Raw genomic sequence first — 14,017 nt, forward strand, 5'->3', positions numbered from 1 at the left:
CAGATGGCTGCCACACTGCGCGAATTGCGCGGCCGCATCCGCTCCGCCGGCTCGATCAAGAAGATCACCAAAGCCCAGGAGCTGATCGCGACATCGCGGATCGCCAAAGCGCAGGCTCGAGTCGAGGCGGCTCGGCCCTACGACCGCGAGATCACCAACATGCTCACCGAACTCGCGAGCGCGAGCGCGCTGGATCACCCGCTGCTCGTCGCCCGCGAGAACCCTCGGCGGGCCGCCGTGTTGGTGGTGTCGTCGGACCGGGGGCTCGCAGGCGCATACAACGCGAACATCTTCCGGCGCTCGGAGGAGCTGTTCGCACTTCTCCGTTCGGAGGGCAAGGAACCCGTCCTGTACGTGGTGGGCCGAAAAGCTTTGGGCTACTACAGCTTCCGCAACTGGGATGTTCAGGAGTCGTGGACCGGCTTCTCCGAGCGACCCGACTACGAGAACGCGCAGGAGATCGCGTCGACGTTGGTCGACGCCTTCACGGCCGGTTTGGATGACGAAGGCGACGATCCCGGGGCGGACAACATCCTCGGCGTCGACGAACTGCACATCGTGTTCACCGAATTCAAGTCGATGCTGTCGCAGACGGCGATCGCGCGCCGGATCGCACCGATGGTGGTGGAGTACAGCGAGGAGGACACCGGCCCGCAGACGCTGTTCTCCTTCGAGCCGGACGCCGAAACCCTTTTCGGCGCGCTGTTGCCGCGGTACATCTCCACCCGCATCTTCGCCGCCCTGCTCGAGGCGGCGGCCTCGGAGTCGGCTTCGCGCCGACGCGCCATGAAGTCGGCGACCGACAACGCCGACGACCTCATCAAGGACCTGACCCTGATGGCGAACCGGGAACGGCAATCTCAGATCACCCAGGAAATCAGCGAAATCGTCGGTGGCGCGAACGCGCTTGCGGACGCCGCCAAGAAGTAGCCCCAGAAAGCGAAGAAAATATGACTGCTACTGCTGAAAAAGAGACCAGCACCGACACCGCGGGCCGCGTCGTCCGTGTCACCGGTCCGGTCGTCGACGTCGAGTTCCCGCGCGGCTCCGTGCCGGAACTGTTCAACGCGTTGCACGCCGAGATCGGCTACAAGGAACTGGCGAAGACGCTGACGCTCGAGGTCGCCCAGCACCTCGGCGACAACCTGGTGCGCTGCATTTCCATGCAGCCCACCGACGGGCTGGTTCGTGGCGTCGAGGTCACCGACACCGGAAGCTCGATCTCGGTGCCGGTCGGCGACGGCGTCAAGGGCCACGTGTTCAACGCGCTCGGTGACTGCCTGGACGAGCCCGGTTACGGAAAGGACTTCGACCGCTGGTCGATTCACCGCAAGCCGCCGGCATTCGATCAGCTCGAACCCCGCACCGAGATGCTGGAGACCGGCCTGAAGGTCGTCGACCTGCTCACCCCGTACGTCCGTGGCGGCAAGATCGCCCTGTTCGGTGGCGCCGGCGTCGGCAAGACCGTGTTGATCCAGGAGATGATCAACCGCATTGCCCGGAACTTCGGTGGCACTTCGGTGTTCGCCGGTGTGGGTGAGCGCACCCGCGAGGGCAACGACCTTTGGGTGGAGCTCGGCGACGCGGACGTGCTCAAGGACACCGCGCTGGTGTTCGGTCAGATGGACGAGCCGCCCGGCACGCGTATGCGAGTGGCGTTGTCGGCGCTGACGATGGCCGAGTTCTTCCGCGACGAGCAGGGCCAGGACGTGCTGCTGTTCATCGACAACATCTTCCGGTTCACCCAGGCGGGTTCGGAGGTTTCCACGCTGCTCGGCCGGATGCCGTCCGCGGTGGGGTACCAGCCGACGTTGGCCGACGAGATGGGTGAGCTGCAGGAGCGCATCACGTCGACCCGTGGGCACTCGATCACCTCGATGCAGGCCGTGTACGTGCCCGCCGACGACTACACCGACCCGGCGCCCGCTACCACGTTCGCTCACCTCGACGCGACCACGGAGCTGAGCCGATCGGTGTTCTCCAAGGGCATCTTCCCGGCGGTGGACCCGCTGGCGTCCAGCTCGACGATTCTCGATCCCAGCGTCGTCGGCGACGAGCACTACCGCGTCGCTCAAGAGGTGATCCGAATCCTGCAGCGCTACAAGGACCTTCAGGACATCATCGCGATTCTCGGTATCGACGAGCTGGCTGAGGAGGACAAGCAGCTGGTCCAGCGCGCCCGTCGCATCGAGCGGTTCTTGTCGCAGAACATGATGGCGGCCGAGCAGTTCACCGGCCAGCCGGGTTCGACCGTTCCGCTGAAAGAGACCATCGAGGCCTTCGACAAGCTGACCAAGGGCGATTTCGACCATCTGCCGGAGCAGGCGTTCTTCCTCATCGGCGGTCTCGAGGATCTGGAGAAGAAGGCCGAGAGCTTGGGCGCGAAGATGGACGGCGGTGGCGGCGACGGCGCGCCGGCGCAGACGGATTCGAACGGCGGTTCCGACAAGGGCGACGATTCCGACGAGGGCGAGTAGCGATGGCGGAACTAGACGTCGACATTGTCGCCGTCGAGCGGGAAATCTGGTCGGGCAAGGCGACGTTCCTCTTCACCCGCACCACCGCGGGGGAGATCGGCATCCTGCCTCGCCACATCCCGCTGGTCGCCCAGCTCGTCGACGACGCCATGGTGCGCGTCGAGCGAGAGGGTGAGGAAGATCTGCGCATCGCGGTCGACGGCGGATTCATGTCCGTCACCGACGAAGGGGTGATCATCCTCGCGGAGTCGGCAGAGCTCGAATCCGAGATCGATGCCGAAGGCGCGCGGCGGGACTCCGAATCCGACGACGCCGCAACAGCTGCCAAGGGTAGAGCGAGGCTTCGCGCCCTGGGTCAGATCGACTAGCGGCCGCCGATGAGCGCGCTCATGGTCACCATGGTCGCGCTGATCTGCGTGCTGCTACTTGTCGTCGTCGCGTTGTCCTATCGGCTGTGGAAGCTACGGCAGGTGGGTGGCACCGCGGCGATTCTGCGGGATGTCCCGGCTGTCGGCGGCCATGGGTGGCGTCACGGCGTAATGCGTTACCGCGGCGGCGAAGCCGGCTTCTATCGACTGTCCAGCCTTCGGTGGTGGCCGGATCGTCGACTGAGCCGCCGCGGTCTCGAGATCGTCTCGCGGCGTGCGCCTCGCGGCGACGAGTTCGACATCATGACCGACGAGATCGTGGTGCTGGAACTGCGTGACACCAGCCCGGAACGTCGCCGCGGCTATGAAATCGCGTTGGATCGCGGTGCGCTGACGGCGTTTCTGTCGTGGGTGGAGTCCAGGCCCTCACCTCGGGCACGACGCCGTAGCTTCTAATCCGTTGCAGGACCGCCCGGCCGCCACAGCACATCGCCATCGGGATTGGCGGCCCGGGACAGGATGAATAGCAGATCCGACAGCCGATTCAGGTATTTCGCGGGCAACACGCTGACCGCACCGCCGTGCGACTCCACCGCCGCCCACGCCGACCTCTCGGCGCGGCGGGCTACCGTGCGGGCCAAATGCAGAAGCGCTGACAGGGGCGTACCGCCCGGCAACACAAACGAATTCAAGGCGGGCAGCGACTCGTTGAACTCGTCGCACCACGCTTCCAGTCGGTCGATATAGCTCTGGGAGATCCGCAGTGCCGGATGTTCGGGATTGTCGACCACCGGTGTCGACAGATCGGCCCCCGCGTCGAACAGGTCATTCTGAATCTGCTTGAGAACCTTCGAGATTTGCTCGCTGGGGTTTCCCAGGGCGATTGCCACCCCGATGGCGGCGTTGATCTCGTCGCAGTCGGCATACGCCACGAGGCGCGCGTCGTTCTTCGATACCCTGCTGAAATCGCTCAAACCCGTGGTGCCGTCATCGCCCGTGCGCGTATATATCCGGGTCAGATGAACCGCCATGGTCAAACCGTACCGGAACGCGTAGCCGAGGAAACTGACACGGCCAGCAGCGCTGTTTAAACTAACCCGCGTGAGCGAGCGATTCGTGGTGACCGGCGGAAACCGGTTATCGGGCGAAGTAGCCGTCGGGGGGGCCAAAAACAGTGTTCTGAAGTTGATGGCCGCCACACTGCTGGCCGAAGGCACCAGCACGATCACCAATTGCCCTGACATTCTCGACGTGCCGCTGATGGCCGAGGTGCTCCGGGGCCTGGGGGCGACCGTGGAACTCGACAGCGACGTCGTGCGGATCACCTCGCCAGACGAACCGAAGTACGACGCGGACTTTGCCGCCGTCCGTCAATTTCGTGCGTCGGTGTGCGTGCTGGGCCCGCTCGTCGGCCGGTGTAAGCGAGCCAAGGTGGCGTTGCCGGGTGGCGACGCGATCGGATCGCGTCCGCTGGACATGCATCAGGCGGGCCTTCGCCAACTGGGGGCGCGATGCAACATCGAGCACGGCTGCGTCGTCGCCGAGGCGGACCATCTGCGCGGCGCCGAAATCCAGTTGGAATTTCCCTCCGTCGGTGCCACCGAGAACATTCTGATGGCGGCCGTCGTCGCTGAGGGCGTCACCACCATCCACAACGCCGCGCGTGAACCCGACGTCGTCGATTTGTGCGCAATGCTCAACCAGATGGGCGCCCAGATCACGGGCGCGGGAACCCCGACGATGACGATCACCGGCGTCGAGCGGCTCCATCCCACCGAGCACCGGGTGATCGGTGACCGCATCGTCGCGGCGACGTGGGGGATCGCCGCGGCGATGACGCACGGCGACATCTCGGTCACCGGCGTGGACCCGCAGCATCTGCAGCTGGTGTTGCACAAGCTGCATGACGCGGGTGCCACAGTGACGCAGTCCGACGACGGATTCCGGGTCGTCCAGTACGAACGGCCAAAGGCGGTCAACGTCGCGACGCTGCCGTTCCCCGGTTTCCCCACCGACCTGCAGCCGATGGCGATCGCCCTGGCGTCGATCGCCGACGGCACGTCGATGATCACCGAGAACGTGTTCGAGGCCCGGTTCCGGTTCGTCGAGGAGATGGTGCGCCTGGGAGCCGATGCCCGGACCGACGGTCACCACGCGGTCGTCCGGGGCATCCCGCAGTTGTCCAGTGCGCCGGTCTGGTCCTCGGACATTCGCGCCGGCGCCGGTCTGGTCCTGGCCGGCCTGGTCGCCGACGGCGACACCGAGGTTCACGACGTGTTCCACATTGACCGCGGCTATCCGCTGTTCGTCGAGAACCTCAAGAGCCTGGGCGCCGAAATCGAGCGGGTGGCTTGATCCCTGCTGGTCGCTGAGCCGTCTCCCCGCTCCGACGGCTTTGTAGGTGGCGCTTTTGGGACTTTGCCGTAACTGGCGTATCCTCTTGTGAGAAGCCCACGGCCCCAGGCCAATCGGACTGGCGGTCGGGGTTTGACGTCTCTGTCCAGATCGGTATAGACTGGCAGGGTTGCCCCAAAAGCGGGTGTGTTGTTTGAGAACTCAATAGTGTGTTTGGTGGTTTTTGTTTGTTGTTGTTTTTTGCCATGCCCTGTTTTCCCGTTTGTGGGTGTGGTGTTTTTTGATGCCAGTTTTTGGTGTCTTGCTTTGGTCAGATGTTTCTCTGATTGGCCTTTTTAGGTTTTGTTTGGAGAGTTTGATCCTGGCTCAGGACGAACGCTGGCGGCGTGCTTAACACATGCAAGTCGAACGGAAAGACCTTCGGGGTACTCGAGTGGCGAACGGGTGAGTAACACGTGGGTGATCTGCCCTGCACTTTGGGATAAGCCTGGGAAACTGGGTCTAATACCGAATATTCCCTACCGGTTGCATGGTTGGTGGGGGAAAGCTTTTTGCGGTGTGGGATGGGCCCGCGGCCTATCAGCTTGTTGGTGGGGTGATGGCCTACCAAGGCGACGACGGGTAGCCGACCGAGAGGGTGTCCGGCCACACTGGGACTGAGATACGGCCCAGACTCCTACGGGAGGCAGCAGTGGGGAATATTGCACAATGGGCGCAAGCCTGATGCAGCGACGCCGCGTGGGGGATGACGGCCTTCGGGTTGTAAACCTCTTTCAGTACCGACGAAGCGGAAGTGACGGTAGGTACAGAAGAAGCACCGGCCAACTACGTGCCAGCAGCCGCGGTAATACGTAGGGTGCGAGCGTTGTCCGGAATTACTGGGCGTAAAGAGCTCGTAGGTGGTTTGTCGCGTTGTCCGTGAAAACTCACAGCTTAACTGTGGGCGTGCGGGCGATACGGGCAGACTGGAGTACTGCAGGGGAGACTGGAATTCCTGGTGTAGCGGTGGAATGCGCAGATATCAGGAGGAACACCGGTGGCGAAGGCGGGTCTCTGGGCAGTAACTGACGCTGAGGAGCGAAAGCGTGGGGAGCGAACAGGATTAGATACCCTGGTAGTCCACGCCGTAAACGGTGGGTACTAGGTGTGGGTTTCCTTCCTTGGGATCCGTGCCGTAGCTAACGCATTAAGTACCCCGCCTGGGGAGTACGGCCGCAAGGCTAAAACTCAAAGGAATTGACGGGGGCCCGCACAAGCGGCGGAGCATGTGGATTAATTCGATGCAACGCGAAGAACCTTACCTGGGTTTGACATGCACAGGACGCCGGCAGAGATGTCGGTTCCCTTGTGGCCTGTGTGCAGGTGGTGCATGGCTGTCGTCAGCTCGTGTCGTGAGATGTTGGGTTAAGTCCCGCAACGAGCGCAACCCTTGTCTCATGTTGCCAGCGGGTAATGCCGGGGACTCGTGAGAGACTGCCGGGGTCAACTCGGAGGAAGGTGGGGATGACGTCAAGTCATCATGCCCCTTATGTCCAGGGCTTCACACATGCTACAATGGCCGGTACAAAGGGCTGCGATGCCGTGAGGTGGAGCGAATCCTTTCAAAGCCGGTCTCAGTTCGGATCGGGGTCTGCAACTCGACCCCGTGAAGTCGGAGTCGCTAGTAATCGCAGATCAGCAACGCTGCGGTGAATACGTTCCCGGGCCTTGTACACACCGCCCGTCACGTCATGAAAGTCGGTAACACCCGAAGCCGGTGGCCTAACCCCTTGTGGGAGGGAGCCGTCGAAGGTGGGATCGGCGATTGGGACGAAGTCGTAACAAGGTAGCCGTACCGGAAGGTGCGGCTGGATCACCTCCTTTCTAAGGAGCACCACGAGACCCAGGCCCGCCCACATGGTGTGGGATGTCGGTGATCTGGGCGATTCGATGGATGGGCCGCGCCTGTAGTGGGTGTGGTTCTGGTGCACAACAAACGTGTCGGTGGTGCGGAAACACTGCTGGCGGGAAATCATCGGACACACTATTGGGCTTTGAGGCAACACCGCTATCTCTTCGTCCCGCGTGTGGGAAACCGGAGATAGGACTTGGTTGTCGCCCTGCTTTGGTGGTGGGGTGTGGTGTTTGATTTGTGGATAGTGGTTGCGAGCATCTAGCACGCAGGGATTGCTGGCCTTCTCTTTTTGTGGGGGTTGGTGGTTGTTGTGTGTGTGATAATGCAATTTTTTATTCTTCCGAGAATATTTTGATCTGTTTTGTGTGTAAGTGTTTAAGGGCGCATGGTGGATGCCTTGGCACTGGGAGCCGATGAAGGACGTGGGAGGCTGCGATATGCCTCGGGGAGCTGTCAACCGAGCGTGGATCCGAGGATGTCCGAATGGGGAAACCCGGCACGAGTGATGTCGTGTCACCAGGCGGTGAATATATAGCCGTCTGGGGGGAACGCGGGGAAGTGAAACATCTCAGTACCCGTAGGAAGAGAAAACAATATGTGATTCCGTGAGTAGTGGCGAGCGAAAGCGGAGGATGGCTAAACCGTGTGCATGTGATACCCGGCGGGGGTTGTGTGTGCGGTGTTGTGGGGCGTTTCTACCTGAGGTCCGCCGGCCTGGGCGAAAGTGATAAACCGTGGGGTTAGTTGAAGTGGTCTGGGATGGCCTGTCGTAGAGGGTGAGAGCCCCGTAGACGAAAACTCGACGGCTTTCGTGAAATGTTTTCCCCGAGTAGCAGCGGGCCCGTGGAATCTGCTGTGAATCTGCCGGGACCACCCGGTAAGCCTGAATACTTCTCAGTGACCGATAGCGGATCAGTACCGTGAGGGAATGGTGAAAAGTACCCCGGGAGGGGAGTGAAAGAGTACCTGAAACCGTGTGCCTACAATCCGTCAGAGCCCTCGTTTTTGCGTGGGGTGATGGCGTGCCTTTTGAAGAATGAGCCTGCGAGTCAGGGACATGTCGCGAGGTTAACCCGGGTGGGGTAGCCGCAGCGAAAGCGAGTCTGAATAGGGCGTATCCAAACAACAGTGTTTGGTGTAGTGGTGTGTTCTGGACCCGAAGCGGAGTGATCTACCCATGGCCAGGGTGAAGCGCGGGTAAGACCGCGTGGAGGCCCGAACCCACTTAGGTTGAAGACTGAGGGGATGAGCTGTGGGTAGGGGTGAAAGGCCAATCAAACTCCGTGATAGCTGGTTCTCCCGAAATGCATTTAGGTGCAGCGTCGCATGGTTCTTGCTGGAGGTAGAGCTACTGGATGGCCGATGGGCCCTACTAGGTTACTGACGTCAGCCAAACTCCGAATGCCGGCAAGGTGTAGTGCGGCAGTGAGACGGCGGGGGATAAGCTCCGTGCGTCGAGAGGGAAACAGCCCAGATCGCCGGCTAAGGCCCTAAGCGTGTGCTAAGTGGAAAAGGATGTGCAGTCGCGAAGACAACCAGGAGGTTGGCTTAGAAGCAGCCACCCTTGAAAGAGTGCGTAATAGCTCACTGGTCAAGTGATTGTGCGCCGATAATGTAGCGGGGCTCAAGCACACCGCCGAAGCCGCGGCAGCATAGATTTTTCTATGTTGGGTAGGGAGCGTCCTGCATCCGGTGAAGCCGTGAAGTGATTCAACGGTGGAGGGTGTGGGAGTGAGAATGCAGGCATGAGTAGCGATAAGGCAAGTGAGAACCTTGCCCGCCGGAAGACCAAGGGTTCCTGGGCCAGGCCAGTCCGCCCAGGGTGAGTCGGGACCTAAGGCGAGGTCGACAGGCGTAGTCGATGGACAACGGGTTGATATTCCCGTACCCGTGTATGAGCGTCCCTGACGAATCCATTCTGCTAACCACCCAAATGGTGGGTGATTGTCTCCTTCGGGAGTCAACACACACCGGCTGCGTGGGACCCGTGTGGGTAGTAGTCAAGCGATGGGGTGACGCAGGAAGGCAGCCGTACCAGTCAGTGGTAATACTGGGGCAAACCTGTAGGACGAGTGATAGGCAAATCCGTCACTCACATGTCTGAGAGGTGATGCATAGCCGAGTGAGGCGAATTCGGTGATCCTATGCTGTCGAGAAAAGCCTCTAGCGAGCGCATACACGGCCCGTACCCCAAACCAACACAGGTGGTCAGGTAGAGAATACCGAGGCGTACGAGTGAACTATGGTTAAGGAACTCGGCAAAATGCCCCCGTAACTTCGGGAGAAGGGGGACCGGAACACCGTCAAGGCCTTCGCGGCCGGCAGCGGGATCCGGTGGCACAAACCAGTGAGAAGCGACTGTTTACTAAAACACAGGTCCGTGCGAAGTCGCAAGACGAGGTATACGGACTGACGCCTGCCCGGTGCTGGAAGGTTAAGAGGACCCGTTAACCCCGTAAGGGGTGAAGCGGAGAATTTAAGCCCCAGTAAACGGCGGTGGTAACTATAACCATCCTAAGGTAGCGAAATTCCTTGTCGGGTAAGTTCCGACCTGCACGAATGGCGTAACGACTTCTCAGCTGTCTCAACCATAGACTCGGCGAAATTGCATTACGAGTAAAGATGCTCGTTACGCGCGGCAGGACGAAAAGACCCCGGGACCTTCACTACAACTTGGTATTGGTGCTCGATACGGTTTGTGTAGGATAGGTGGGAGACTATGAAGCAGTCACGCCAGTGATTGTGGAGTCGTTGTTGAAATACCACTCTGATCGTATTGGGCCTCTAACCTCGAACCGTCTATCCGGTTCAGGGACAGTGCCTGGTGGGTAGTTTAACTGGGGCGGTTGCCTCCTAAAAAGTAACGGAGGCGCCCAAAGGTTCCCTCAACCTGGACGGCAATCAGGTGTTGAGTGTAAGTGCACAAGGGAGCTTGACTGCAAGACGAACATGTCAAGCAGGGACGAAAGTCGGGACTAGTGATCCGGCACCCCCGAGTGGAAGGGGTGTCGCTCAACGGATAAAAGGTACCCCGGGGATAACAGGCTGATCTTCCCCAAGAGTCCATATCGACGGGATGGTTTGGCACCTCGATGTCGGCTCGTCGCATCCTGGGGCTGGAGCAGGTCCCAAGGGTTGGGCTGTTCGCCCATTAAAGCGGCACGCGAGCTGGGTTTAGAACGTCGTGAGACAGTTCGGTCTCTATCCGCCGCGCGCGTCAGAAGCTTGAGGAAACCTGTCCCTAGTACGAGAGGACCGGGACGGACGAACCTCTGGTACACCAGTTGTCCCACCAGGGGCACCGCTGGATAGCCACGTTCGGACAGGATAACCGCTGAAAGCATCTAAGCGGGAAACCCCCTCCAAGACCAGGCTTCTCACCCATCAAGTGGGATAAGGCCCCCCGCAGACCACGGGATCGATAGACCAGACCTACACACCCAGCAATGGGCGCAGGGAACTGGCACTAACCGGCCGAAAACTTACACACACTCGCAACCACACCCATATCCACAAAAACCCAAACACCGGTTTTCACACCCCACCACCAAAAACACACCACCCACAACACACAGTGGGCACCCAAAAAAAGAATAAAGTTACGGCGGTCAATAGCGGCAGGGAAACGCCCGGACCCATCCCGAACCCGGAAGCTAAGCCTGCCAGCGCCAATGATACTGCCCAACCCGGGCGGAAAAGTAGGACACCGCCGAACACAAATTAAGCCCTATGGCCCCCAATTCGATTGGGGGCCATAGGCATTTGTAGCGGCAGTCGGCTCAATCAAACAACGTCAACGCCGACGAAACGCGGCTTTTCTCCAGCGCGAGAAGTGCACGCTTCCTGTCGAGTCCGCCGCCGTAGCCGGTGAGGCTTCCATTGGATCCGATCACGCGATGGCACGGCACAATGATGCCGATCGGATTGTGGCCGTTGGCCAAGCCCACCGCGCGAAAGGCGCCCGCAGAGCCGATCTGTCTGGCGATCTCGCCGTAAGAACGAGTCTCGCCATAGGGAATCGTGAGCAATGCGGCCCAGACTCGCCGCTGGAAGTCGGTGCCGACAAGGTCGAGGTCCAACTCGAACTCGGTGCGGTCGCCGGCGAAGTATGCCTCGAGTTGTTCCACCGCGTCGGGGAACGCTGTCTCGTCCGCAGCCCAGCCGTCGCGGCTGGGTTCATATGTCTGGTCGACCATCCGCAGATGCATCAGCCGGCCGTCCCTACCTGCCAATGTCAGCTGACCGACGAGACTGTCTATCGTGCGAAATTTCAAGCCTGCCATTACTTCTCCTTTGGTGGCCAGTCGTTGACAGCATGATTGAGCGCGGACCACAGGTGCTGGGTGGCGTAGGAACGCCATGGTCGCCAGCGGGCGCTGTGCTCGATGAGTGGGCGAAGGTCGGTGGGCAGACCCAATTGCCGTGCGGCCAGCTGTACGCCGAGGTCAGTGGCTGGGAAGGCATCGGGGTCGCCGAGCCCACGCATGGCTATCACCTCGGCGCTCCACGGCCCGATGCCGGGCAGCACCAACAACTGCTCCCGCGCCCGGTTCCAGTCGCAGCCCGCATCGAGGACGACGTGTCCGTCCGCCAAGGCTCGGATCAGCGCGATCAGCGAGCGTTGCCGTGACTTCGGGAAGGCCAGGTGAGCGGGATCGATGTCGGCCAGATGCTCGATCGACGGAAAGATATGTGTCAGACCACCGTTCGGGTCCGTAATCAGCTGCCCATAAGCTGAGACGATTCGCCAGGCGTGGGTTCGGGCGGCCTTGATCGACACCTGCTGACCCAGCACGACCCGCAAGGCTAACTCTTGTTCGTCGACTGTTCGCGGAATGCGCTGACCGGGGGCCTTGCTGACAAGCACACTGAGTTCCGGGTCGGCGCCGAGTTCATCGACGACCGCCTCGGGATCCGCGTCGAGATCGAGCAGCCGTCGGCATCTGGCGATGGCGGTGGCCAAGTCTCGGAAGTCATCGAGGACCACCCGGCACTGCACATGGTCGGGTTGTGGTGTGAGAGAGACGATCCCGTTGCCGTTCGGTAGGCGCAACGTGCGGCGGTAGACGCCGTCGCGCACTTCCTCGACGCCCGGGACGGCGCTGGCCGCCAGGTGTCCGAACAGTCCCTCATAGGCGAAAGGAGTGCGGACGGGCAACCGCAACGACAGTGCTCCGGTGCCGCCCTCGTCGCGGCCGAACCGGGCACGCGCACGCTGGCGCAGCGCGGTCGGGGTGAGATCGCATACCGCTCGTAGGGTGTCGTTGAATTGGCGGATGCTGGAAAAGCCTGATGCGAAAGCAACATCACCGAACGGCAATTCGGTGGTTTCGATGAGCACGCGGGCGGTCTGCGAACGCTGTGCGCGCGCGAGTGCCAGCGGGTTCGCGCCGACTTCCGCCTGTAGAAGCCGCTCGAGCTGCCGGGTGGTGTACCCCAGACGGGTGGCCAGTCCGGTGACGCCTTCGCGGTCGACGGTGCCATCGGCTATCAGTCGCATGGCCCTGGCAACGACGTCGCCGCGGACATTCCACTCCGGCGAGCCGGGTGACGCATCTGGGCGGCACCGTTTACAGGCTCGGAAGCCGGCCTTTTGGGCGGCCGCCGCGGTCGGATAGAAGCGCATGTTGCGCGCGTACGGCGGCCGAACCGGGCAGCTCGGCCTGCAGTAGATCTTCGTGGTCAGCACGGCGGTGACGAACCAGCCGTCGAACCGGGCATCTTTGGACTGGACGGCCCGGTAGCAGCGTTCGAAATCGTCGTGCACGCTTCTTACAATTACACGTCCCCACCGACAACACTGGCGGAAAACCGACATGGTAGTCGCAGTCAGGTGGGTCCCATGGCCCCTGTTCTCCTCCGGGCCGTCGCGGGACTGTAGGTTGCGAGCCTCATCGGCCTCGCGCGAGGCGAAACTGCTGCATCATCATGTCGAGGATTTCGGGGGTCAGCATGTCGCCCGCGTACTCCACCCAGCACCAACTGCGTGCTGGGTGTTTGATGGACGAACTGTGTGTCAGCTTTCCGAAGTAGTGGATGTAGCTGCCGGCGGTGTCGAAAGTGAAGGTGTAGGAGTCCGAGCCGATCGTGGTCTCCAGGGCAGTCAACTTGCCGTCGTCGTTGAAAGTCGGTGTCGCCACGATGTCGTTGTGGGCTGTAGTCACACCGTCCTTGAGTTGGTATCCGGGGCCGAATTCGAGGTCGTCGCGTCCTTGCCAGAAGCACCCGCCGCCCCACTGTCCGTCGTCGTACTCGTGTAGCCACGACACCCACATCCCTTGTAGCTGACGGACGACGGGCAATTCTGGGTAGACCTTTCCCGCTGGTCCGTAGGCGAAGTCCTGATGCAGGTAGCCCGAGACCGGGACCCCTTCGATGGTGCCGGTCGCGGCGAGAAGTTCGTGGCGGTAGTAGACCTCGTCGGCGATGTCGTCCTGTGGGGGGACGCGCACGGTGAAGATGTCGGTGACATTCTTGCCGTGCATTTCCCAGCGTCCTGCGGCGTCGTACCAATGGAAGCCGTCGCTGTCGCGCTCGATCCGTCCGCTGGGAAAGCTCAGCTGTACCCGGTCGGCGCCGTCTGCGTATTGCATCGGCTCGAACCAGTCGATGGTGGAGTACTCGGCGAACAGATGAGGGGGATCGCCGTCGAGAGATGGCTGTAGTCGCTTGAAGCCCGTGATAGGTGATACCACGTGTGTCATTCCGGCGAGGAAGTCGTCGGCCCCGCGCAAACCCCAAAAGGTCTGTCCCGCGGTGTCATTGACCACGGCCCCGATCCACATGCCCGCCAGCGCTACGCCGGGACCCGGTGTCCAGTCGCGTCGATAATGCTCCAGCGTGGGGGTATGAGTTGCCACGTCGAATTCGATGTGATTGGGCACGCTTTTCTCCTCTGGTTGACGGGGCCGCTAGAAAGGAAC

Annotated in this window: 9 protein-coding genes and 3 rRNA genes; 8 read left to right on the forward strand and 4 right to left on the reverse strand. The window is 61.4% G+C overall.

What is annotated here, in order from left to right:
- Positions 1–3 precede the first annotated feature (3 nt).
- Genes G6N18_RS23125 through G6N18_RS23140 form a run of 4 tightly spaced genes read left to right on the forward strand, consistent with a single transcriptional unit; the run spans position 4 to position 3,301 of the window.
- Entirely contained in the window at positions 4–930 is a 927-nt protein-coding gene (locus G6N18_RS23125) for a F0F1 ATP synthase subunit gamma (RefSeq protein WP_083005623.1), read from the forward strand.
- A 20-nt stretch (positions 931–950) separates the two neighbouring features.
- Positions 951–2,477, forward strand: coding sequence for a F0F1 ATP synthase subunit beta (gene atpD, locus G6N18_RS23130; protein ID WP_083005620.1), 1,527 nt, complete (start codon positions 951–953; stop codon positions 2,475–2,477).
- A gap of 2 nt (positions 2,478–2,479) precedes the next feature.
- Entirely contained in the window at positions 2,480–2,845 is a 366-nt protein-coding gene (locus tag G6N18_RS23135; protein ID WP_067224897.1) for a F0F1 ATP synthase subunit epsilon, read from the forward strand.
- A 9-nt stretch (positions 2,846–2,854) separates the two neighbouring features.
- Positions 2,855–3,301 carry a DUF2550 domain-containing protein gene (locus G6N18_RS23140; RefSeq protein WP_067224896.1) on the forward strand — a complete coding sequence of 149 codons (447 nt, stop codon included), beginning with the start codon at positions 2,855–2,857 and terminating at the stop codon, positions 3,299–3,301.
- Here the strand turns inward: G6N18_RS23140 and G6N18_RS23145 are convergent.
- Entirely contained in the window at positions 3,298–3,876 is a 579-nt protein-coding gene (locus G6N18_RS23145; RefSeq protein ID WP_083005616.1) for a cob(I)yrinic acid a,c-diamide adenosyltransferase, read from the reverse strand. The two genes, G6N18_RS23140 and G6N18_RS23145, sit on opposite strands and share 4 nt — an antisense overlap.
- 70 nt (positions 3,877–3,946) lie before the next feature.
- Between G6N18_RS23145 and murA the strand changes: the two genes are divergently transcribed.
- The 4 genes from murA (at position 3,947) to rrf (ending at position 10,809) form a co-directional block, all read left to right on the forward strand.
- A complete protein-coding gene (murA, locus tag G6N18_RS23150; RefSeq protein ID WP_067224894.1) occupies positions 3,947–5,200 on the forward strand; it encodes a UDP-N-acetylglucosamine 1-carboxyvinyltransferase in 1,254 nt (417 codons plus the stop codon).
- Positions 5,201–5,543: 343 nt separating this feature from the next.
- Positions 5,544–7,063, forward strand: a 16S ribosomal RNA gene (locus G6N18_RS23155).
- 396 nt (positions 7,064–7,459) lie between these two features.
- Positions 7,460–10,584: ribosomal RNA gene (locus G6N18_RS23160) — 23S ribosomal RNA — on the forward strand.
- A gap of 110 nt (positions 10,585–10,694) precedes the next feature.
- A 5S ribosomal RNA gene (gene rrf / locus G6N18_RS23165) occupies positions 10,695–10,809 on the forward strand.
- The 16S, 23S and 5S rRNA genes sit together here, the layout of an rRNA operon.
- Positions 10,810–10,873: 64 nt before the next feature.
- Here the strand turns inward: rrf and G6N18_RS23170 are convergent.
- The 3 genes from G6N18_RS23170 to G6N18_RS23180 all read right to left on the reverse strand — a co-directional run bounded on the left by G6N18_RS23170 (position 10,874) and on the right by G6N18_RS23180 (position 13,978).
- Positions 10,874–11,377 (reverse strand): methylated-DNA--[protein]-cysteine S-methyltransferase, encoded by a 504-nt coding sequence (locus tag G6N18_RS23170; protein WP_083007354.1) that lies wholly within the window; start codon positions 11,375–11,377, stop codon positions 10,874–10,876.
- Complete coding sequence (locus G6N18_RS23175; protein WP_083007351.1) at positions 11,377–12,861, reverse strand: DNA-3-methyladenine glycosylase 2 family protein; 1,485 nt, start codon at positions 12,859–12,861, stop codon at positions 11,377–11,379. The genes G6N18_RS23170 and G6N18_RS23175 overlap by 1 nt, the downstream gene beginning before the upstream one ends.
- Positions 12,862–12,985: 124 nt before the next feature.
- The gene (locus G6N18_RS23180; protein ID WP_083007349.1) at positions 12,986–13,978 is read right to left on the reverse strand and encodes a hypothetical protein; all 993 of its coding nucleotides are present in this window, start codon (positions 13,976–13,978) and stop codon (positions 12,986–12,988) included.
- Between the last annotated feature and the right edge of the window lie 39 nt (positions 13,979–14,017).

Origin of the sequence: Mycolicibacterium celeriflavum, from assembly GCF_010731795.1 — a bacterium.
Lineage (GTDB): Bacteria > Actinomycetota > Actinomycetes > Mycobacteriales > Mycobacteriaceae > Mycobacterium > Mycobacterium celeriflavum.

What these genes read in the sequence shown, in the direction of transcription:
- G6N18_RS23125 (WP_083005623.1), top strand. Translation starts at nt 4, where the DNA reads ATGGCTGCCACACTGCGCGAATTGCGCGGCCGCATCCGCTCCGCCGGC.
- atpD (WP_083005620.1), top strand. Translation starts at nt 951, where the DNA reads ATGACTGCTACTGCTGAAAAAGAGACCAGCACCGACACCGCGGGCCGC.
- G6N18_RS23135 (WP_067224897.1), top strand. Translation starts at nt 2,480, where the DNA reads ATGGCGGAACTAGACGTCGACATTGTCGCCGTCGAGCGGGAAATCTGG.
- G6N18_RS23140 (WP_067224896.1), top strand. Translation starts at nt 2,855, where the DNA reads ATGAGCGCGCTCATGGTCACCATGGTCGCGCTGATCTGCGTGCTGCTA.
- G6N18_RS23145 (WP_083005616.1), bottom strand. Translation starts at nt 3,876, where the DNA reads ATGGCGGTTCATCTGACCCGGATATATACGCGCACGGGCGATGACGGC.
- G6N18_RS23170 (WP_083007354.1), bottom strand. Translation starts at nt 11,377, where the DNA reads ATGGCAGGCTTGAAATTTCGCACGATAGACAGTCTCGTCGGTCAGCTG.